General features: G+C 44.4%; 20 protein-coding genes and 1 other RNA gene. 9 read left to right on the top strand and 12 right to left on the bottom strand.

The annotated features are described in order from the left end of the window. Nucleotides 1–33: 33 nt before the first annotated feature. The 5 genes from AZI86_RS05630 to ffs all read right to left on the bottom strand — a co-directional run bounded on the left by AZI86_RS05630 (nucleotide 34) and on the right by ffs (nucleotide 3,504). The gene (locus AZI86_RS05630) at nucleotides 34–627 is read right to left on the bottom strand and encodes a GTP-binding protein (protein ID WP_061834090.1); all 594 of its coding nucleotides are present in this window, start codon (nucleotides 625–627) and stop codon (nucleotides 34–36) included. Next, on the bottom strand, nucleotides 627–1,241 hold the full coding sequence (recR, locus tag AZI86_RS05625; protein ID WP_061834089.1) for a recombination mediator RecR: 615 nt from the start codon (nucleotides 1,239–1,241) through the stop codon (nucleotides 627–629). The genes AZI86_RS05630 and recR overlap by 1 nt, the downstream gene beginning before the upstream one ends. A gap of 3 nt (nucleotides 1,242–1,244) precedes the next feature. After that, on the bottom strand, nucleotides 1,245–1,568 hold the full coding sequence (locus AZI86_RS05620; RefSeq protein ID WP_061834088.1) for a YbaB/EbfC family nucleoid-associated protein: 324 nt from the start codon (nucleotides 1,566–1,568) through the stop codon (nucleotides 1,245–1,247). A gap of 1 nt (nucleotide 1,569) precedes the next feature. Next, nucleotides 1,570–3,369, bottom strand: a complete 1,800-nt coding sequence (gene dnaX, locus AZI86_RS05615; RefSeq protein ID WP_061834087.1) for a DNA polymerase III subunit gamma/tau — start codon at nucleotides 3,367–3,369, stop codon at nucleotides 1,570–1,572. A 36-nt stretch (nucleotides 3,370–3,405) separates the two neighbouring features. Then, nucleotides 3,406–3,504, bottom strand: an RNA gene (ffs, locus tag AZI86_RS05610) — signal recognition particle sRNA small type. Nucleotides 3,505–3,681: 177 nt separating this feature from the next. Between ffs and AZI86_RS05605 the strand changes: the two genes are divergently transcribed. After that, entirely contained in the window at nucleotides 3,682–4,191 is a 510-nt protein-coding gene (locus AZI86_RS05605) for a hypothetical protein (protein ID WP_061834086.1), read from the top strand. Between the two features lie 94 nt (nucleotides 4,192–4,285). Next, nucleotides 4,286–4,657 carry a hypothetical protein gene (locus tag AZI86_RS05600; RefSeq protein WP_061834085.1) on the top strand — a complete coding sequence of 124 codons (372 nt, stop codon included), beginning with the start codon at nucleotides 4,286–4,288 and terminating at the stop codon, nucleotides 4,655–4,657. 59 nt (nucleotides 4,658–4,716) lie between these two features. On the opposite strand, the gene AZI86_RS05595 is transcribed toward AZI86_RS05600, so the two are convergent. From AZI86_RS05595 to AZI86_RS05585, 3 genes are all read right to left on the bottom strand, one after another. Further along, on the bottom strand, nucleotides 4,717–5,298 hold the full coding sequence (locus AZI86_RS05595; RefSeq protein WP_061834084.1) for a lipocalin family protein: 582 nt from the start codon (nucleotides 5,296–5,298) through the stop codon (nucleotides 4,717–4,719). 140 nt (nucleotides 5,299–5,438) lie between these two features. Beyond that, nucleotides 5,439–6,665: an NADP-dependent isocitrate dehydrogenase gene (locus AZI86_RS05590; RefSeq protein ID WP_061834083.1), complete on the bottom strand. Its 1,227-nt coding sequence runs from the start codon at nucleotides 6,663–6,665 to the stop codon at nucleotides 5,439–5,441. 107 nt (nucleotides 6,666–6,772) lie between these two features. Beyond that, nucleotides 6,773–7,297 (bottom strand): hypothetical protein, encoded by a 525-nt coding sequence (locus tag AZI86_RS05585; RefSeq protein WP_061834082.1) that lies wholly within the window; start codon nucleotides 7,295–7,297, stop codon nucleotides 6,773–6,775. A 159-nt stretch (nucleotides 7,298–7,456) separates the two neighbouring features. Between AZI86_RS05585 and AZI86_RS05580 the strand changes: the two genes are divergently transcribed. Further along, a complete protein-coding gene (locus AZI86_RS05580) occupies nucleotides 7,457–9,517 on the top strand; it encodes a GAF domain-containing hybrid sensor histidine kinase/response regulator (RefSeq protein ID WP_061834081.1) in 2,061 nt (686 codons plus the stop codon). A 36-nt stretch (nucleotides 9,518–9,553) separates the two neighbouring features. On the opposite strand, the gene AZI86_RS05575 is transcribed toward AZI86_RS05580, so the two are convergent. Beyond that, entirely contained in the window at nucleotides 9,554–9,853 is a 300-nt protein-coding gene (locus AZI86_RS05575) for a hypothetical protein (protein WP_061834080.1), read from the bottom strand. Nucleotides 9,854–10,451: 598 nt separating this feature from the next. Further along, entirely contained in the window at nucleotides 10,452–11,426 is a 975-nt protein-coding gene (locus AZI86_RS05570) for a serine/threonine protein kinase (RefSeq protein WP_061834079.1), read from the bottom strand. A gap of 62 nt (nucleotides 11,427–11,488) precedes the next feature. On the opposite strand from AZI86_RS05570, the gene AZI86_RS05565 reads away from it, so the two are divergent. After that, nucleotides 11,489–12,244, top strand: a complete 756-nt coding sequence (locus AZI86_RS05565) for a M48 family metallopeptidase (protein ID WP_061834078.1) — start codon at nucleotides 11,489–11,491, stop codon at nucleotides 12,242–12,244. On the opposite strand, the gene AZI86_RS05560 is transcribed toward AZI86_RS05565, so the two are convergent. Further along, nucleotides 12,241–12,888, bottom strand: coding sequence for a phosphatase PAP2 family protein (locus AZI86_RS05560; protein WP_253715775.1), 648 nt, complete (start codon nucleotides 12,886–12,888; stop codon nucleotides 12,241–12,243). The two genes, AZI86_RS05565 and AZI86_RS05560, sit on opposite strands and share 4 nt — an antisense overlap. A gap of 170 nt (nucleotides 12,889–13,058) precedes the next feature. Between AZI86_RS05560 and AZI86_RS05555 the strand changes: the two genes are divergently transcribed. The 4 genes from AZI86_RS05555 (at nucleotide 13,059) to AZI86_RS05540 (ending at nucleotide 17,493) form a co-directional block, all read left to right on the top strand. Further along, nucleotides 13,059–14,465: a hypothetical protein gene (locus AZI86_RS05555; protein WP_061834076.1), complete on the top strand. Its 1,407-nt coding sequence runs from the start codon at nucleotides 13,059–13,061 to the stop codon at nucleotides 14,463–14,465. 190 nt (nucleotides 14,466–14,655) lie between these two features. Continuing rightward, nucleotides 14,656–15,552 (top strand): hypothetical protein, encoded by an 897-nt coding sequence (locus AZI86_RS05550; protein WP_061834075.1) that lies wholly within the window; start codon nucleotides 14,656–14,658, stop codon nucleotides 15,550–15,552. A 148-nt stretch (nucleotides 15,553–15,700) separates the two neighbouring features. Then, on the top strand, nucleotides 15,701–16,243 hold the full coding sequence (locus AZI86_RS05545) for a DUF1176 domain-containing protein (protein WP_061834074.1): 543 nt from the start codon (nucleotides 15,701–15,703) through the stop codon (nucleotides 16,241–16,243). 101 nt (nucleotides 16,244–16,344) lie between these two features. Beyond that, complete coding sequence (locus tag AZI86_RS05540; protein WP_061834073.1) at nucleotides 16,345–17,493, top strand: TIGR02147 family protein; 1,149 nt, start codon at nucleotides 16,345–16,347, stop codon at nucleotides 17,491–17,493. Between the two features lie 31 nt (nucleotides 17,494–17,524). Here the strand turns inward: AZI86_RS05540 and AZI86_RS05535 are convergent, their stop codons facing one another. Continuing rightward, complete coding sequence (locus AZI86_RS05535; protein ID WP_061834072.1) at nucleotides 17,525–17,716, bottom strand: CPXCG motif-containing cysteine-rich protein; 192 nt, start codon at nucleotides 17,714–17,716, stop codon at nucleotides 17,525–17,527. Nucleotides 17,717–17,733: 17 nt separating this feature from the next. Between AZI86_RS05535 and AZI86_RS05530 the strand changes: the two genes are divergently transcribed. Beyond that, complete coding sequence (locus AZI86_RS05530; protein ID WP_061834071.1) at nucleotides 17,734–18,312, top strand: YdeI/OmpD-associated family protein; 579 nt, start codon at nucleotides 17,734–17,736, stop codon at nucleotides 18,310–18,312. Nucleotides 18,313–18,368 lie beyond the last annotated feature (56 nt).

Here is an 18,368-nt window from a genome sequence, read left to right as displayed (position 1 = left end):
GTACTGAAACCCTACTCTTAGGCGGTCGATCGTTTACAAAGTGGTTCCGCCTTTTAGGACATTAATAATCGATTTAGAAACCGTTTTTAGCGATTCAAAGACACCAACGCCTTCGGAAGCGCGGCCCTCAATTTCTGGAGCGTTATAAGGGTTTAAAGCGCTTCTTAGCTCTGCCATGGACGCGGCATTGGGAAGATCGCGTTTATTGTATTGCATAATAAGCGGGGTCTCGCGGATGTCGTAGCCTTGCTGTTCTAGGTTGGTTTCTAGATTGCGAAGGGATTCTAAGTTTTCATCCATGCGCTCAATTTGTGAGTCGGCCACGAAAATCACGCCGTCCAGACCTTTAAGGATCAGCTTTCTGGAAGCATCGTAAACCACTTGGCCAGGAACCGTATAAAGATGGAAACGAGTTTTATAACCACGGATATCGCCGATATTTAAAGGCAAGAAGTCGAAAAACAAAGTTCTTTCGATATCAGTGTTCGGAGCGACAAGTTTGGTCTTTTGATCATTCGCCGTTTGTTGGTAAACCCACTGAATATTTGTCGTCTTACCGCCCAATGAAGGGCCGTAATAGACAATCTTGCAGTGAATTTCTTTGGCGTTGTGGTTAATAAAAGACATTACAGCTCCACGCGATTTTGTAGTGCGCGCCCCATAGTTCTATCATCTATGAAATCGATGTCGCTGCCAATAGGAACTCCATGGGCAATACGAGAAAGTTTCAAACCTTTGCCCTGAAGGTGCTTAGCAAGGTACAAAATCGTGGTATCACCCTCAAGATCGGCATCCAAAGCCAAGATCACTTCCTTAATAACCGGACCACGACCTTCTAGACCGTCATCAATACGGTCAATCAGCTCTTGAATACGCAATTCTTTAGGACCAATGCCTTCCAACGGAGAAATTGAACCGTGCAAAACGTGATAGCGACCACGGAAGGCGCCAGAAGATTCAATTCTCATAATGTCGGCAGGTTCTTCGACCACGCAGATCGATTCGTCGCTGCGATGAATATCATCACAATAACGGCAAAGCTCTGTATCGGTGTAATTAAAGCATTGAGGACAATCGTGAACTTCGGCTTTCACTCGTAAAAGAGCTTCGCTCAAACGTTCCGGATACTGATTTTCTGCTCTTAAAATAAAATACGCCAAGCGCTGAGCCGTCTTAGGCCCGATCCCGGGAAGACGACTGAGCTCGTGGGTTAGTTTTTCTAAAGCAGATATATGAAGCATTAATTAAAACATTCCTGGAATGTTTAATCCGCCAGTGATTTTTTCCATCTCTTTAGCGGAAGTGTCTTTAGCGGTTTTCATCGCTTCGTTCACAGCTGTAACGATCAAATCTTGAAGCATTTCAACGTCGCCAGATTTCATAACTTCAGGATCCACAGTCAAAGAAAGGATTTTGTGATCACCGTTAACTTTTACTTTAACTGCGCCGCCACCAGAAGCTGCTTCGTATTCTTTCGTCGCAAGTTCTTCTTGGGTCTTTTTCATTTTCATTTGCATTTGATTGGCTTGTTTCATCAACTGAGCCATTCCGCCAGGCATACCCTTCATGTTATCTCCCTGCGCCGTTGCGCTTAATTTCTACGATGGATTTGATATTGCCCTTAAAGACATCTTGGGCGGCTTTCACCATCGGATTTTCGACAATCTTAGTGCGAAGTTCATCTTCGGCTTGTTGCACTTTTTTTTGTTGCAAAGCTTGGGCTGATTCTCCGACCTGATCGCGACTCATCAATACTTCAAAAGAATACCCAGCACCCCAGTAGGAATCAATAAATCCCTGCAACTTTTTACGCACCTGAGTGTCGGCCATTTGTTCTTTCAAAAAGGCCAATTTAGCCGGAACGCCCAGGCTTAAAAGCTTGCCTTCTTCTTTCACGAACAAAAGGTTTTCCACTTTAGCCGCAAAGAGTGCGTCATCCTGGCGCAAAAGCTCCACGAAGTTGACCCATTTTTCAGAAGAAGTTGAGCCGGTTGCTAATTTGGGGGGAGCGGGCGTCTCGGCCACAGGCGAAGGTGTCGCCGGAGCTGCGGGCTTGTCCGCGGGGGCATTTGTGGGGGAAGAAGCTTTGGCATGAGCAGCTTTATTTTCTAAAACCGCCTTCATTTTGTCTAAACCACGAGGAACTTCAGGCACCTTCTGAGATTCTTCTAAACGAGCATGACCTTTGGTGACTGGATTTACCGGCGGAATGTAAGGCCGGGCCCCACCTGCGCTGTGAGAGGTTACGCCACTTAAAAGACTTTTTAGGTCCACTAACTTAGGTGCAGAGGCCATACGTAATAAGGTGACTTCTAAAACAATGCGAGGATCTTGCGCGCGCGGAATATCGTTGCCACCCTTAAGAGCCATGTCGAAAAGCATGTGGATATCTTCTTCAGAAAGGCGCGCCGCCATTTCTTTTAAAGCTTGAAGCTCAGAATCCGGCATTTCTAAAATATCCACCGCTTGAGTTTCAGAAACTTTCACCAGCAAAAGACTGCGAATAGATTCTAACAAGTCTTGCGAAAACAAATGCGGCTCAAATCCTGCGGTGGCGATTTTTTCAATCACCTTCATGATGCTTTGAGTGCTGCGATCTACGAGCGCATTTAAAGTTTCAAACAGCAAGGCGCGATCCGTAAGACCTAAGATTTCAACGACACTAGCACGAGTCAAAGGACCATTAGCAAATGTGATGACTTGATCTAATAAGCTTTGTGAATCGCGCATGGATCCGTCACCTTGACGGGCAATAATCCAAAGCGCTTCTTCTTCAGCCGGAACACCTTCGCGCTCGGCGATCACTCGTAAGTGCTCTGTGATCTGACGAGTACTGATGCGACGGAAATCAAAGCGTTGGCAACGAGACAAAATCGTCTGAGGAATCTTATGAACCTCAGTTGTCGCCATAATGAAAATCACGTGGGACGGTGGCTCTTCCAAGGTTTTCAAAAGTGCATTAAATGCACTTGTAGAAAGCATGTGAACTTCGTCGATGATATAGATTTTGTATTTACCGGTTGCTGGCATAAACGCCACGGTGTCGCGAAGTTCACGAATGGCATCAACACCATTGTTGGAGGCTCCGTCGATTTCCATAACGTCAACACTAGTGCCGGCCGCAATTTCTTGGCACGAAGTACACTCGTTACAAGGAGTGAAGTTTACGGCATTGGGGCAACGCAAAGCTTTGGCTAAAATACGCGCTGAAGAAGTTTTTCCGGTTCCGCGAGGACCTGTGAAAAGCAAAGCGTGTGGCAAGCGACCATTTTTTAAGGCATTGTTCAGTGTTTGGGTAATATGGTTTTGTCCGACAACGTCGGTGAAGGATTGGGGACGCCATTTTCGTGCAATCACCTGATAAGACAAAGTAACCCCTCAAAAAACCACATAAAAAGAGAAAAAAGTGGCCGAGCACCCCATATCACATAGACTCTCGAGTACCGTTGCTTCCTTCCGGACCTAGCGGGATTCGTCAAGGGTGCTATTGTATGGGACCCGGCCAAGCGCAGGTCTATCGCACCCCCTCTGAGATTACATTAGATAACTCACTGCATATATTCCATGGCTACCATTTTGACAGTGAAGAAAAACAGCCTGTATTCGCAATGGCTTGTCTTAGACAAAATCGCCTTTTTCCCTCTATTGACGCTCATGACAAGGTGCTCTAAAAACCCCTTTATGAATCATTTAGTTAAACTTAAATTCGTATTCCTTATGGTGATCTTTTTGGCCTCGGGTGCGGCTTTCGCCCAAAAATCCAAAATCACTCAAGACAGTCTCCGTCGCCAAGCTTTACAAGCATCCGCGAAAGAATGGTTTGAAAGAAACTATCTTCCACGCGTAGCAAATGTCTTAAACCCTATTGAAAGTTACAGTGTGTCCGTCACGGAACAAGCCAATGTTTTACCTCCCGATCTTGGGGGGCCTTTGAACTATGTCCAAGTGATTGTTGAAGGACGCATTTCTGGTTGGAATTATTCTCGTTATCACAGCCACGGCAGTTTTTCTCGTTTCCCTGAATATGGTTGGGCTCAGTGTATCTTAAAACAAAAGTTGTGGGCGCATATCAATGCCGAAGGTCGCCCGACAAAACTTATGAAAAACCAAGCCGCCAGTTCTTTAGTGGCTTGTGGTTCTTCCGGATTTTTTCCTCCCGAATATCATGGCATCCAGCGTCCTAGATTCTAATTGTTTCGAGTTAGGAAACGCCTAGCTCGTCAATTCACTTTTCTTTGTACAGCCGCATGCTAGGATAAGCTCACTCGATCATGAGGAGTTTAAAATGAAAAAGTTTGCGGTTATTTTCTTAATGCTTCCTTTCTTGGCTCAAGCTCAAAGCGTCGGTATCAAAGACATTCCGGCCGATGGCGAAGCTGAAACTACAATCGAAATTAAAAAAGGTAAAAACACTCAAAAAAAATTCGAAGTCGTCACTAACGAAGACGAAATCGAAGGAGATGCGGCGCCACTTTTAAAAGATGCGCGCGTAAATTGGAAAAAGGCTTGTGCTGATTGGAAGTCAGAAACCAAAGCTTTGAACAAAGAAAACCAAGTGATCTCTTTAAGCTGCGGCAAAATGGAATGCGCGACGGTTTCGATGGAATCGACTTGTCAGTCTAAAGCTAAATACACGGTTAAAGTTCAAGTTCAGTAATTAAATAAAAAAACGGCCCATTTCATAGGGCCGTCGTATTCGAAATTTAAACTTGTTGATTAGCGAGGACCGCAAAAAGAGGTCTTTTGTTTAAATCCGCCTGGTTGTGGGGTGGTGTAAAATCGGCAGATGTCATAACCTTGAGATTTAATATACATCGCAAGCTCTCTGACTTTTTCAATCGGCATGGCAGGGTTGCGTGATAAGATCCATCCGTAATCGCGAGAAGGGTGACCGACGACGACGTATTGATAGTTCGGATCTAATTTGATGATCCAGTACTTACCACCGAAAAGATAAACCCAACGACCGCCAATGTTAGCAAATGTGACTTTAAGTTTCGCATTTGTTTGGTTATCAACGACTTTAGCGCGTCCTTCGGCGGAATCACGTGATCCATCTTTGGTGGCGCAAGAGTTTAAGACTTTTACTTCACCACTAGGAATGATTTCGTATTCTGCCGTCGTGTTGCCTACGCATTGTTTTTGAAAGGATTGAGGAATTGATCCGATTTCATACCATTTGCCTTGATAGCGGGTCAGATCCACATGATCGACCACGGGAAGGTCTTTCGCTAAAGCGAATCCCGCAAATAATCCAAAGCTGATAGAAAATAGAACAGAATAAATGAGCAGTTTCATATCGACTCCTTTTCGTCAGAAATAGGTTTCGCCGGTTTTTCTCACAGAATCCAATTTCGAACAAGATAGGTGCCAAAAAACAGAAAAAAAGCCACGGCTTTTGGGGCCGTGGCTTTAATTTTTTTAATGATTCTTAAATACTAAAGCGCCAAAGCTTTCTTTAAATTCTCGTCAAGTTTAGCTAAGAACGGTTCCGTGTTCATGTATTTATCATTTGGAACTTTGTCGCCATAAATGCAGACGGCCAAATCTTTTGTCATGAAACCAGCTTCAACCGTTTCGACACATACTTTTTCTAAAGTTTGAGAAAACTTCACAAGATCCTTATTGCCATCCAAGTTCCCGCGGTGCTCTAAACCACGAGTCCATGCAAAGATAGAAGCAATTGGATTTGTTGAAGTCGGTTTGCCTTGTTGGTGCTGACGATAGTGACGAGTCACCGTTCCGTGAGCGGCCTCTGCTTCCATTGTTTTACCATCTGGAGTTACAAGGACCGAGGTCATTAAACCAAGAGAACCAAAACCTTGAGCAACAGTATCTGATTGAACGTCACCATCGTAGTTCTTACAAGCCCATACGAAGTTACCATTCCATTTCAATGCCGAAGCCACCATGTCGTCGATCAAGCGATGCTCGTAAGTGATGCCCGCAGCGTCGAATTTCGCTTTGAATTCTTTTTGGTAAATGTCTTCAAAGATATCTTTGAAACGACCATCGTATTTTTTTAGGATGGTGTTTTTAGTCGAAAGATACAAAGGCCATTTTTTAGAAAGTGCTTGGTTAAAGCAAGAACGTGCAAAACCGCTGATAGATTCATCCGTGTTGTACATTGCCATCGCAACGCCATCGCCTTTGAAGTTGTAAACTTCATGTTGGATCTTTTCGCCGTTTTCACCTTCGAAAGTGATCGTCAATTTACCTTTGCCTTTGGTTACAAAATCAGTTGCGCGGTATTGGTCACCGAAGGCGTGACGACCGATACAGATGGGCGCTGTCCAATTAGGAACTAGACGAGGGACGTTTTTGCAGATGATAGGTTCACGGAAAACAGTACCGTCTAAAATATTACGGATGGTACCGTTAGGTGATTTCCACATTTGTTTAAGTTTGAATTCAGTTACGCGGGCTTCATCAGGCGTGATCGTCGCGCACTTAATACCAACGTTGTATTTTTTGATCGCTTCTGCGGCGTCAACAGTCACTTGATCGTTTGTAGCATCACGATGTTCCATTCCCAAATCGAAATACTTAATGTCGATTTCAAGGTAAGGAAGAATCAATTTTTCTTTGATGAATTTCCAGATAATGCGAGTCATTTCATCGCCGTCAAGTTCAACGACGGGATTTGCAACTTTGATTTTTTTCATTGTCGTTCCTTTGTCTTATTTTAAAGCAAAGAAAATATAACAACGAAGGGCGCCAAGGCCAAAGAAAATATGCGGTCGACCTAGTCAGTCACGGCTTTGCCGCAAAATTACTGAGGGGCAAACTTCAAGTAAGGACGGCCCTGAAATGATTTAAGCTCTAAGCAGTGACCGGCAAACCCATAGTTCGCGGCCCCTTTCACCAAGGTGACTTTGCAATCAAATGATCCTGTTTTGTCCTCGGCCTTTTTGGAGTCTGTGGCATCTGCCAACACTTTGATAATGCCTTGTTCGTAAGATGCCGGAACGGTAACTTGCGCGGTCAGGCGGTGAGCTTTGTGATAGCAGTCTTGACGCAAAGTCAGGGTACCGGATTTAAACTCCAAAGCGATCTTAAAAAAGAATTCATCGGCTGATTCAAACATTTCCCATCGGCCTTCGGGGCTGGTCAAATTTGAAGCCGCACTTCCACATAAGCCGTAATCCGTCGTGTTCTTGCGTTGTCCCGCAGGTTTTTGGGGGGTTGCACCGCCGCCATTTCCAGTTCCACCAGGTTTGGCGACACGTGAATCGTCCCCTTGCTGAGAGCAAGCCAATAAACCAAAAAGCGCAATGACCAACACCAAATGCTTCATGAATATCCTCGATATGAATAAGCTTCTGATCCTTCTTCGTACGGGTCAATAAAAGCGCCTAACTCAACTCGTCATTCGGGCTCGCCCTAGGTCCGGTCCAGCAAAGTTGTAATCAAATCTTGATTTAAGGGAGGTGGGCTCTTTTCCGAAAAAAAGTTCATGAAACAAACACCGCCATTTCATGAGCAAGAAACGGCCCGCTTAGCCGAGCTTCGACGTTATAAAATTTTAGATACAGATCCTGAAGAGCTGTATACCAACATCGCAAACCTGGCGTCGCAAATCTGCGAAACGCCGATTTGTGCGGTGAGCTTTGTGGATAAAGATCGTCAATGGTTTAAAAGCAGCGTGGGACTTGAGGTCCAGGAGATTCATCGCGAGACGGCTTTTTGTGCTTACACTATTTTGCAAGACGATCTGTTAGAAGTAGAGGATGCGACAAAAGATGAGCGCTTCGCCGAAAATCAACTAGTGACAGATGACCCGAATATTCGCTTTTATGCGGGGGTTCCGCTTCTAAGTTCCAAGGGCCTTGCGCTGGGTGCTTTGTGTGTAATCGATAACAAACCGCGCAGTTTAACCCCTTATCAAAAAGAATCATTAAAACTCTTGGCAAAACAGGTCATGCTTCTTAATGAGCAAAGAATCCTGCACGAAAGATCGCGTTTAAAATTATTCCAAAAGAAAAGCGTTATTTCCAACATGACCTCTGGGGTGATGGCCGTAGATATGAACGGCGATGTGATGTTTACGAATCAGGCCTTTGTGGACTTGTTCAATTTGGATATCGAGCCCCAGTCACTTGAAGGTCGCCATTATGCCAAATTGATCGCTCACTATGGTAAGTCGCGTTTGCCGGATGTGGATAAGTTAATTGCGCGCGTGACTGAAATCATCAACAAAAATGAACCTATTTATGGAGATAAGATCCGAACACTTGAAGGTCTTATTATTGAGCGAGACTTCGTTCCCGTGAATTTCGAAGGCCAAACTGTTGGTCATCTGTGGGTTTATCGAGACGTTACTTTAAAAATTAAGCAAGAGCGTATGATGGCTCAGTCTCTAAAAAAGGCCGAGGAGCTGACGGCCTTAAAGTCCCAATTCCTAGCGAATATGAGCCACGAGATTCGTACACCACTAAACGGAATTATCGGGATGTCAGGGCTATTATTAGATTTATCTTTAGATAAAAAACAGACCGAGCTAACTCACAATATCCGTGAGTGCGGCGAGTCCTTGTTAGAAATCGTCAATGACATCTTGGACTATTCAAAAATTGAAGCAAACAAATTTGAACTAGTCAGTGAACCATTTAATATTGAAAGCTGTATTGATCAGTCGCTTTATATCTTGGATCATCGGGCTTCGCAAAAAGGACTCACTCTTACCCATCGGGCGATCACCCCGTTGCCTAAAGTAGTCATTGGGGATATGGGACGTTTAAAGCAGATTTTGGTCAATTTGATTGGAAATGCGGTGAAGTTCACGCATCAAGGCCAAGTACAGGTGAAGGTGGGAGCTGAAGATCTGCCAAATAATGAAACCTTGCTGTCATTTTCAGTTCAAGACACCGGAGTCGGAATTCCACCAGATCGCATGGATCGGTTGTTTAAATCATTTAGCCAAGTGGACTCTTCGACGAGCCGTCATTATGGTGGTACGGGATTGGGCTTAGCTATTTCTAAAAATCTGTGTGAGCTTATGGGCGGAAGTATTAAGGTTCAAAGTGAAGTGGGCGTTGGTACGACGTTTTCTTTCACGGTTAAGCTTAAGTGCGAAGCTGACGAATCTTTGATAAAGAAAAAAGATGTTTCGGTTTTAACTTTCAGCCCTGAAGCTGCTTCAAATTTAACGATATTGGTTGTGGATGACAATGCCATCAATCGTCTCTTGGCCGTGGGTCTATTGCAAAAGATGGGTTTTAGCGCCGACACCGCGACCAACGGCATCGAAGCGATCGAGGCCGTAAATAAGAAAGCTTACGACATTGTTTTGATGGACGTTCAGATGCCTGAGATGTCAGGTTTGGAAGCGACTGATAACATTAGAAAAATGAAATTAGAAAATCAGCCGGCCATCATCGCGCTAACCGCGAATGCCATGCGTGAAGATGAAGAAAAATGTTTAGCGGCGGGCATGAACGACTATTTAAGCAAGCCGATTCAGCCGAAATTATTAGCAGCTAAAATTCAGAAAGTTATTGATCAAAAAAATTTCTAGTTAAAACAGGGGACCCGACGGGTCCCCCCAAAAGAATTACCGCCAGACTAACGGATTCTTTATTCGGGATTGCAGATGATGCTCTGGAATTTCTACTTCTTCAGGAAGTTCTCCAGGTGCTGTTGTGCGAATCAACTTCGGTCCAATAAAAGTCGCAAACGTCAGTGCGAGCACGCCTCCTAAGGCTTTGTACAATAAGTACACGAGGAAGCTTGTTATTAAACCGGCCTTTTTCACACTTTCAACAGACACATCAGCTGAGGTCTCAACGAGTTTCAAAAAGTATCGCTCGTTTTGGTATTCCCATATCTTCTTTTTGCGCATTAAAGCGTTCATAAAAGCTTCCTCCTCAGGATTGATAATGCTCGCAGAAAGCGACGATCAAAGGCCATTGAACGCACGTATCCGCGAGAGTTGATGCTTAAGCCGAAACGACTTAAGACTTTTTTTAAAAATTATTTGGGTTAATATTTACCGCAATGATTTTTAGTCACAGCGGAAAGCACAGAATTATCTTTGCTTATGTCTAACAAGTTCGAATGTAACGGATTTGAACTTTAAATATGATCTGCGCTAGAAGGCGGCGTTTGCGGAGGCCATATCATCCCCAGACATGAGGGATTGTGGTGTATGTGTTTTTTGAATTTGCATCATAATCATGATGGCCTCCTTTCATAGAGTTATTACCAATATCCAAGAATCTCTCAGCAAAGTAAACGAAAAGTTTTTTTATTTTTTAAAAACTCAACTTTTGCTTTAAGAAGTTCTCAAAGGACGTCGGTCGCAAAGCCGCGATGCAAGCGGTGGACCAGGGCTTCCTATTCTGGAAACAAGTTTAAATAGGTTTAATGCATTTTAAATTTTCAAAGTGGTTTCGTGAATGAACCATCAGTTCCACTTCGGAACTAAAAGGTGGAACTATACGACGTGTCAGCTAGCGAATCTGCCAAGCAATGCGTTCAATTGCTTCCACTTCTTCTGCCCAATAAGTGTAAGTGTTAAACTCTGGAAATAATCTGGGGAAGCTTGGGTCTGTCCAGCGTTTCGCAATCCACCCGGCATAAGAAATAATTCTTAAACCACGTAAAAGTGGAATCCACGCCCACTGATGGTCCGGAAATTCGCGCAGCTCTTCATAGCCAGAAATGATCTGTGCTTTTTCATCCTCTAACATGTCGGCATCGCCTGAGAGTAGCATCCAGAAATCCTGAATCACCGGGCCATTGACGAAATCATCGAAATCGACCAAGAAAAATTCTTTTCCGTTGTTCAAAAGATTTCCCTTATGGCAATCGCCGTGAATACGGATGAATTCGGCGGGATTAAAGCTGTCTTCAATGGCGTAAAGAATATCTTCTGAAGCCACGGTGTAACGTTCGCGCAACTCGGGGGTGATCCAGTCTTGCAAGAAATCCAATGTATCCCAACCGCCATAGTAAGAAGTATCTAAGGTTGGGCGATGGGGCGCCGTTTTTCTGGCGCCCACATTATGAACTTGCGCCATGAGACGGCCGACTTTGTTGAGCTCGCCCTCTAGGAATTCTTGTGGCATGCGACCTAAGACTTTAGGGAAAAAGGTGACGTACATGCCGTCAACCTCGGCCACGGTTTGATCGTGGCCCATTATTAAGGGGGCGACAGCCGGAATGCCTTCATTTTTTAAGGAAAGCAGAAATTCATGTTCCTCTAAAATCGCGTCTTTGCTCCATCGATGGGGTCGATAGAATTTAGCGATGACATTTTTGTTGAGGGCCCCCGGGGTGCAAGGTTCTTCCAATTTGATATCAAAAACGCGATTTTCATAAGAATTCAACTGGGTGAATTCGCCTGTCGGATAAAGTCCGGCATTTTCTGCGGCTCGCAAAACTTTTTCAGGTTCTAAAGTGTAAAAGGAAGCGTTTTTGTCCATAAACCTCAAGGCTCTTTTACCAGCTTGCCATTGAAGAAGCCTTAAGTCATTCTCTGACTTGGATGGGTGCGAAAGAAACTTTTCTCTTTGCTAAATGGCCAGTTGAAATTCACCGACGAGCTTTTCGTCGTTCGGTGTCTATTTATCTGTACCCTAATAAGCCCATCAAAGTTGTGGCGGCGCAAACAACCCAGCACAAGGTCATTATTGATTTTTTGATGTCCAAAAAAGACTGGATTGAAAAGAATTTTGCGAAGTTTGAAGAAATCGCTGAAAAATTCCCTGATAAAAAGATTCAAGCCTATGAAGACTTTCCGTTTCTGGGGCGCACGCGCAAACTTAAAGTCGTCATCACCTTACATAAGAAAGCCTTTGTTTCGGTCACGGATGAACATCTGCTTTTACATATTCCGCGCAATGAGTGGAGCGCGAATTCGCTGATTCAAGAGCACCCGACGGCGTTAAAAGAAATCAGGCATTTTTATAAGCGCGAAGCCGTTCAGCTTTTAGATGAGCGCGTTCGTCATTGGTCAGCGCAAATGAAACTAAGCCCCACCCAAGTGAAGTACCGTGAACAGCGCACTCGTTGGGGCAGTTGCTCTTCACGCAAGGTTATTAACTTGAATTGGCGTTTGATTGTTTTTAATCAAGAAATTATTGATTACGTGATCGTGCACGAGTTAGCGCATTTGCAGCATATGGACCATTCCAGCCGCTTTTGGTCTTTGGTGGAAGCACATATCGAAGATTATAAAGCCCGCATGAAAGCTTTAAAGGAATCCCAATACTTGGTGGAATTCCTTTCTGAAAAATCTTAATAAAGCCCGTTTTTTGTTTTTTCTTTCATGATTTTCATCGCAAGCAGGCTGCCCACGTAACCTAAGGCAGAGCCAAAGATAATATCACTTAAAAAATGATCATGAATGATCGCCCGGGTAGAGCAAATAGAAATCGCAAATAAAACCCACAACCAGCGAAATTTAGGAAAGGCCACGGTAAACATAGTCGCCACCGTCCACATCACTTGGGAATGGCCCGAAGAAAACGAATGGAAATCCCAATGAGTAGTAAACGGATTGAAAGTGAAGGGCTCAAAGTCCGGCGTTTTGTGCGGTCTTTGGCGGCCGAATAAGAATTTAAACAGATGAGTTAAAACTCCACTGACGATCAAAGCTACCAAAAAGTTCAAACCCCAGCGGCGAAAGAAGTCGACCTCTTTAAGGTTCTTTTTAAAAAGATTCATCTTGGGAGCAACCCAAGCGCAAAAGGCCCACGTGCCAATCGCAATGGCAAAGTAGTGTTCTGAAAGGCCGACGTTGGTGATTTCTCTGGCGGCAAGCCAAATCACGTCACGGATTTCTTGTTGCCCAAAATAGAGTGCAATCTTTTGATCGAAGAAAAATCCCAGCACGGCAGCACACGCGAATGCAGTTCCTAAAACAATAAGAATATGTCGTTTCAATTTTTTTGTGTCTGATATGAGTGCGCCGAATTGTTGTACAGGCATGTAATTCCTTCCAAAACATAGTCTTAAACTCAACTGAACGACAATACAAGCCCTGATGAGGGGTGACGAAATCGGGCACAAAGCTTGCTCCTGGGGGCGATGGATAGAAATATTTGGAGGTATTGATGTTACCGATGCTTAAGAAGCACACCGTGATTACCGCCGCGTTACTCGCGACGTTGAGCATTTCTGCGTGTGGTAAAAAGAAAGATGTTATTGCGGCACCTCCGCAAGATACGCAAACCCAAACAGGTGATAAACCGGCGCCAAAAGTTCCAAACTCTGATCAAGGCGATACCAATGGTAAGATGGGAGGCGGACTTCCAGACCCTAATGGTGGTGCAGATACTGATTATAAACCAGGTGATGATAATGAAGTAGGTGAAGAAGAAGGTGATCAATACGAGCCGACTCCACTTCCGGATAACTCTAATTCTGGTTCTAATAAGGGATCAGGACATTCAAGTCGTCCATCGACTCGTCCTAATCTTCCACCACCCGTGGTAGAAACAGAACCGGTTCCAACAACTCCGCAAGAAGTTCCTCGCGATTACGTTGTTAACGATGCCAATAACGTCGAAAACGATAATTACGGTAAACGTTATACTGGTGGCGTGGCGGCGGATGGTCTTTTATATACGTCGTCTTCAACAGATGAATTATTAAACTTCCTTCGCGCGCGTAACAGTCGTGTGGGCGAACGTTATCGTCGTTTGAATATTGAAGCGGCGGCGTCTGTGACATTTGCTAAAATGTCTGTGGACAGCCTTTCGGGTGACGGTATCGTGACTTTGAAAGTTAAAGAATACGGCAAAGATGTTGTATATAACTTAGCGGGTTCATCAGCTTCGGGTCCTGCCAATCCATTAAGACTTGTTCGTGCTGGCAACGGCGAAAAAACGACAGGCTCACGGTTGATGGAAGGCACCTGGAAGTGTGTGGATTTTGATGGTGGTTGTGAAAATGTTTTCGTTCGCGCGAAAATCGGTGGTGGTGACGACAGTGCGATCATCAACGTGGTTTTCAGAAACTCGAAAATGGATCTTTGGTTCAGTCTTCCGGGTGAATCATCAGGGAATCCAGAATATTTGCGTTTGTACGAACTTGCGATCAATACGATTAAAAGAAACATCAACTCTGCCAATCGTCTTCGTTACGCTACAATGAATTCTTGGGAAGTGGTGAATGGCCGGTCAGGCGTGACGCTTTCTATGAAGGCTTATAACAATGAACTTCTGGCTTTTGCTGGTCCTTTATTGGCTCCGGAAGCGGGAACGGGAGTGAACATTGTTCTTTCGCGCTTGGCACAAGATAAAGAAGACTCTTTAGATTTGATTGATACCAACTCAACAAGCTTAAGATACCAAAACTTTATCGCTGATGCGCGCCTAGTTGCTAATAACGGTTTGGGCCAAGTTCGCGTGAAATTTAAAATGCGAAAACGCGCGGACTTTACCCAAGATCAATTCGCGATCACGTTCATGAGACGTATTAAACCTTTAGTTGAATTGAACGACGAGAATTTGAAATAGTTCTGTCTTTCGTGAAAATAAAGTGATTTGAAAAAAGGCCGTGGCTAGAAACCACGGTCTTTTTCTTTTTTGCGAACGGTGATGGGCGTTCCTTTCTTGGGATTTGGTGTCATTTTGACTGCAAAGTAGTTGGTATAATGGTTGCTTAAGCCGTTTTGGGGTTTTAAGTTTCATATTAAGGGGAGACACAATGGCTCTACAAAAATTCATTTTACTTTCATTTGCAGCAATTACTTTCATGTCGGTCAGTGCGGGCGCCTTCCCGGGTGACAGACGCCCAGGTCGCGGCCCGGGTCATGGACCTGGTGGTGGGGGACCGGCTCCGATTCCAAGTTTTCCTGGCAATCCGGCACCAGGCCCAGGATATCCGGCTCCCGGAAACCCAGGTCCCGGTTATGGTCGCCAAGAGTCTCGCAACATCTTTATCGGTCAGCGAGTGGGTAACACGGATCTTCCATTGCGCCAGTTAGGTCGTATTGGTGATGACTACCGCGGATATTCTGTTGAGTCTGTTGTTGTTGAGCTTCGTGGTTATGATCAAAGCACGCAAATTAGTTTGGTTACTGATGGTCGCCAAGGTGACACGATTTACAATCCACAAGGTCGTATCCTTTTACGTCCTCGCTTTGGCGATGTGATCGGTCGTGATTTTACAAACTTAATTCTTTCTGTCCGTGGCGTTGTTGATATCGGTAACATCACGGTGAACTTGGTAGATCGCGGTGGTGGTTACAATCCAAACCCAGGTCCTGGCCCTGGATACCCGGAGATGATTAACATCAGTATCAATCGTCGTATGATGGGTATCAGCCGTTTAGAGCTTGCTCCTTACATCGATATGTATCGTTACCGTGGATATCGTATCGAATCGGTGGATGTCGAAGCTCAAGCGGCGTTCAATAATGCTCTACTGGATCTTTTGATTAATGGATACAATCAAGGTCAAACTATGTCAGTGGATCGCTTCCGTCGCCTGGTAAGCTTCCGCCCTTATAACGCGACAATTGGTTATGGCGGCGATAGCATTGCGATCAACACTCGCGGAGATGTAGACATTTTCCGTGTGACGATTCGCTTAGTTCGTTAGTTTCTAAAAACTGCACCTTCCCCAAGGTCATTGATGGGACTCCATTTTGGGGTCCCATTTTTTTGTCTGAAGTTTAGTCATTCGACGATTCCTTACTAAATGTGGTTTGGGGATCTCTTTGATATCAAAAATGCTTTAAAATGACGTGATGAAAGTATTCCGTCTTTTAATCATTTGTATGCTTTTTGAATCCTTGGCTTTTGCTAAGGCGACAGAAATCTTGCCGGCCCCGATCCTAGAAATTCAAGCGATTCAAATGAAACAAGGGGTCTGCGAAACTCGTTGGCCAGAACTTTCTGAAAACTATGGAATCAAAAAGGTCACTCTTGATGAAGGCGCCACCCTTTGGTTGGTGCCTTGCGCTTATTGGAGCGCGAATCTGGCGTGGAGTGTTTTTGTGACGATCAAAGAGTCCTCACATCCCGATGGTTTTCTAACCAAGGCCATTCGATTTGTTAATTATCATCCTTATGAAGGTATTGTGGCGCGTGATGTGATTCATAATATTGACTGGGATTCAGCCAATCAGGTTTTGCGCAGCCAGTATTATATGAATGGAAGTTCCTTATGCGGCAGCCGAGCTGAATTTAAATGGCATCCGGGATATCAAACCTTTCAAGTAAAGACTTTGCTGAAAAAAGATGATTGCCGAGATCCCGAAGAATCTTGGAAGCCCGTTTTTAATCCTTAAATTTTGCGCCTTGCGGTAAGTTTGCGCTCTTTATTCCAATTACGCTTGTTTTGAAGATTCAAATCAGGTGAACTATTTGGGTAAATAAGGAGAACATTTCTATGCAAAACTCTCAAGCTCAGTTCGGCAAAGGCAAAGAAATTTCAACAAGTTCGGCGGCAGCTCCTCTTCTTTCTGATTACATGAACTATCGCCAGTTCTTAGCGGACTTTTATACTTTCAAAAGAAAGTCTTCAAAAGGCGCCTTAAGAGCCTACAACTATGCCGTGTTCTCTGCAGCGGCGAATATCAAATCTCCAAACTATTTAAAAATGATCATCGAAGGAAAAAGAAATCTTTCTGACGATATGATTGGCAAATTCGGTAAAGCGCTTAGCTTTATGAAGGAACAAACGGACGAGTTCCGTTTGCTTGTTCATTTCACGCAAGCCACCGATCCGGCCGAACGTAATATGTATCTAAAAAAGCTAAGTGAGCATCGTGTTGCCGGAAAACTTAAATCCGGCGAAATCGATCGCAAAACTTGGGAAAAGGTTCCAAACTGGGTGACTTGGATCATTTATGCGATGGTCGACCAAGACGGTGTTTCTTTTGATACGGCCGCTTTAAAGCAACTTCTTCGTGGTAAAGCGTCGGAAGATGAAATCGAGACGGCGCTGTCAACATTGCTAAACTCTGGCGAGCTTCGTCGTGACGAAGTGACCGGCGAATTAAAGAAAAATCGCAGCTTGATTGAGTCCCCCGAAGACATCCCTGTGGCATTGGTGCGCAAGCTTCAGTCTCAATTGATGTACTTGGGCTTAGAGTCCCTTTACCAAGATCAACCGACAGAGCGTGAATTTGGCACTTTGACGATGTCATTAACGAAAGCGGAATTTGAAGAGATCAAATTCAAACTTCGCCAAATGCGTAAAGGTATTCATAAAGACAACTCTATCGCGCGTATGAAATCCAAAGGCGAAAGAGTGTACCAATTGAACATTCAATTGTTCCCGGTGACAAACTCTGCCGGTGTGTCAGCTCAAGCCTCAGCAGTGATGGAATCGGCTTTGGATTTAAAACCCGAAACCGAGTTGGTGGAAACCGAAACGCCGGTTGTTAAACCGGCGACTCCAATGGCTCCGGCTGCGGAAGTGGTGATGCAAGCGGCCCCGGCTCAACCAGCAAATGTTGCTGATGGCAAAGACGCGAAAAAGAACGTGAGTTCTTTAGCCGCGAATGCGGCCTCTGCGGCGGATTTGTTTAGATAAGCTTTTAAAGGCCGCGAAAGCGGCCTTTGTTTTATCCATAAGCCTTCTGCGCCTGGAATTGCTTAATTTTATCTTCGATAACTTCAAAAGTAATTTGGATGGGGTTGCAGCAGACCTCGCAGTCTTCGACATAGGACTGCACGTCGCTGATGCTGGGATCTAGCAGCATCGAGATTCTTTCAAAACAATATGGACACTTAAAGTGCTTTTCGACCTCTTCCATGGGTATGATCTTACTATATGGCGGAAAAAAAAGACTACCAGATTAAATCCTTTAAAGACGGGAAACAATTTAGGCAATGGCTCCTTAAATCCCATAAAAAAGCCGCAGGCCTTTGGCTTCGATTTTTTAATAAGGCTTCGGGTAAGAAGACGATTTCTCGTGAAGAAGCGTTAGAGGAAGTCTTGTGTTTTGGCTGGATTGATGGCCAGGCAAAGCCTTACGATGAAGATTCTTGGTTGCAAAAATACACGCCTCGCAGATCGCGCAGTGTATGGTCTGAACGCAATACCAAGATTGTGGCAAAGCTTATTAAGTCCAAACGCATGCATGCCTCGGGTTTGGTGGAAATCCAAAAAGCTAAAGAGGACGGACGTTGGGAGCGTACTTATCAATCACCGAAAGATATGAAGGTGCCGCCTGACTTTTTAAAGGAAATTAAAAAGAATAAAAAGGCCTACTCATTTTTTAAGACCTTAAATAAAACCAATACTTTCGCGATAGCGTGGCGTCTTCATCAATCAAAAAAAGAGGAAACTCGTAAAAGGCGAATAGAGCAATTCATTAAGATGTTTGCCTCCGGAAAAAAGATTCATTAGGCGAGCCCCCGTTAAGGTGCTGGCCTTGAGTTTTTGATGCTTCAGGACTATCTTAA

The sequence above is a fragment of the Bdellovibrio bacteriovorus genome, assembly GCF_001592735.1.
Lineage (GTDB): Bacteria > Bdellovibrionota > Bdellovibrionia > Bdellovibrionales > Bdellovibrionaceae > Bdellovibrio > Bdellovibrio bacteriovorus_D.
This window is presented reverse-complemented; position numbering and strand designations above follow the sequence as displayed.

What these genes read in the sequence shown, in the direction of transcription:
- AZI86_RS05535 (WP_061834072.1), bottom strand. Translation starts at nt 17,716, where the DNA reads ATGGAAGAGGTCGAAAAGCACTTTAAGTGTCCATATTGTTTTGAAAGA.
- AZI86_RS05620 (WP_061834088.1), bottom strand. Translation starts at nt 1,568, where the DNA reads ATGAAGGGTATGCCTGGCGGAATGGCTCAGTTGATGAAACAAGCCAAT.
- AZI86_RS05550 (WP_061834075.1), top strand. Translation starts at nt 14,656, where the DNA reads ATGGCTCTACAAAAATTCATTTTACTTTCATTTGCAGCAATTACTTTC.
- AZI86_RS05605 (WP_061834086.1), top strand. Translation starts at nt 3,682, where the DNA reads ATGAATCATTTAGTTAAACTTAAATTCGTATTCCTTATGGTGATCTTT.
- AZI86_RS05545 (WP_061834074.1), top strand. Translation starts at nt 15,701, where the DNA reads ATGAAAGTATTCCGTCTTTTAATCATTTGTATGCTTTTTGAATCCTTG.
- AZI86_RS05575 (WP_061834080.1), bottom strand. Translation starts at nt 9,853, where the DNA reads ATGAACGCTTTAATGCGCAAAAAGAAGATATGGGAATACCAAAACGAG.
- AZI86_RS05580 (WP_061834081.1), top strand. Translation starts at nt 7,457, where the DNA reads ATGAAACAAACACCGCCATTTCATGAGCAAGAAACGGCCCGCTTAGCC.
- AZI86_RS05540 (WP_061834073.1), top strand. Translation starts at nt 16,345, where the DNA reads ATGCAAAACTCTCAAGCTCAGTTCGGCAAAGGCAAAGAAATTTCAACA.
- AZI86_RS05555 (WP_061834076.1), top strand. Translation starts at nt 13,059, where the DNA reads ATGTTACCGATGCTTAAGAAGCACACCGTGATTACCGCCGCGTTACTC.
- AZI86_RS05595 (WP_061834084.1), bottom strand. Translation starts at nt 5,298, where the DNA reads ATGAAACTGCTCATTTATTCTGTTCTATTTTCTATCAGCTTTGGATTA.
- AZI86_RS05630 (WP_061834090.1), bottom strand. Translation starts at nt 627, where the DNA reads ATGTCTTTTATTAACCACAACGCCAAAGAAATTCACTGCAAGATTGTC.
- recR (WP_061834089.1), bottom strand. Translation starts at nt 1,241, where the DNA reads ATGCTTCATATATCTGCTTTAGAAAAACTAACCCACGAGCTCAGTCGT.
- AZI86_RS05565 (WP_061834078.1), top strand. Translation starts at nt 11,489, where the DNA reads ATGGGTGCGAAAGAAACTTTTCTCTTTGCTAAATGGCCAGTTGAAATT.
- AZI86_RS05585 (WP_061834082.1), bottom strand. Translation starts at nt 7,297, where the DNA reads ATGAAGCATTTGGTGTTGGTCATTGCGCTTTTTGGTTTATTGGCTTGC.
- AZI86_RS05530 (WP_061834071.1), top strand. Translation starts at nt 17,734, where the DNA reads ATGGCGGAAAAAAAAGACTACCAGATTAAATCCTTTAAAGACGGGAAA.
- AZI86_RS05570 (WP_061834079.1), bottom strand. Translation starts at nt 11,426, where the DNA reads ATGGACAAAAACGCTTCCTTTTACACTTTAGAACCTGAAAAAGTTTTG.
- AZI86_RS05590 (WP_061834083.1), bottom strand. Translation starts at nt 6,665, where the DNA reads ATGAAAAAAATCAAAGTTGCAAATCCCGTCGTTGAACTTGACGGCGAT.
- AZI86_RS05600 (WP_061834085.1), top strand. Translation starts at nt 4,286, where the DNA reads ATGAAAAAGTTTGCGGTTATTTTCTTAATGCTTCCTTTCTTGGCTCAA.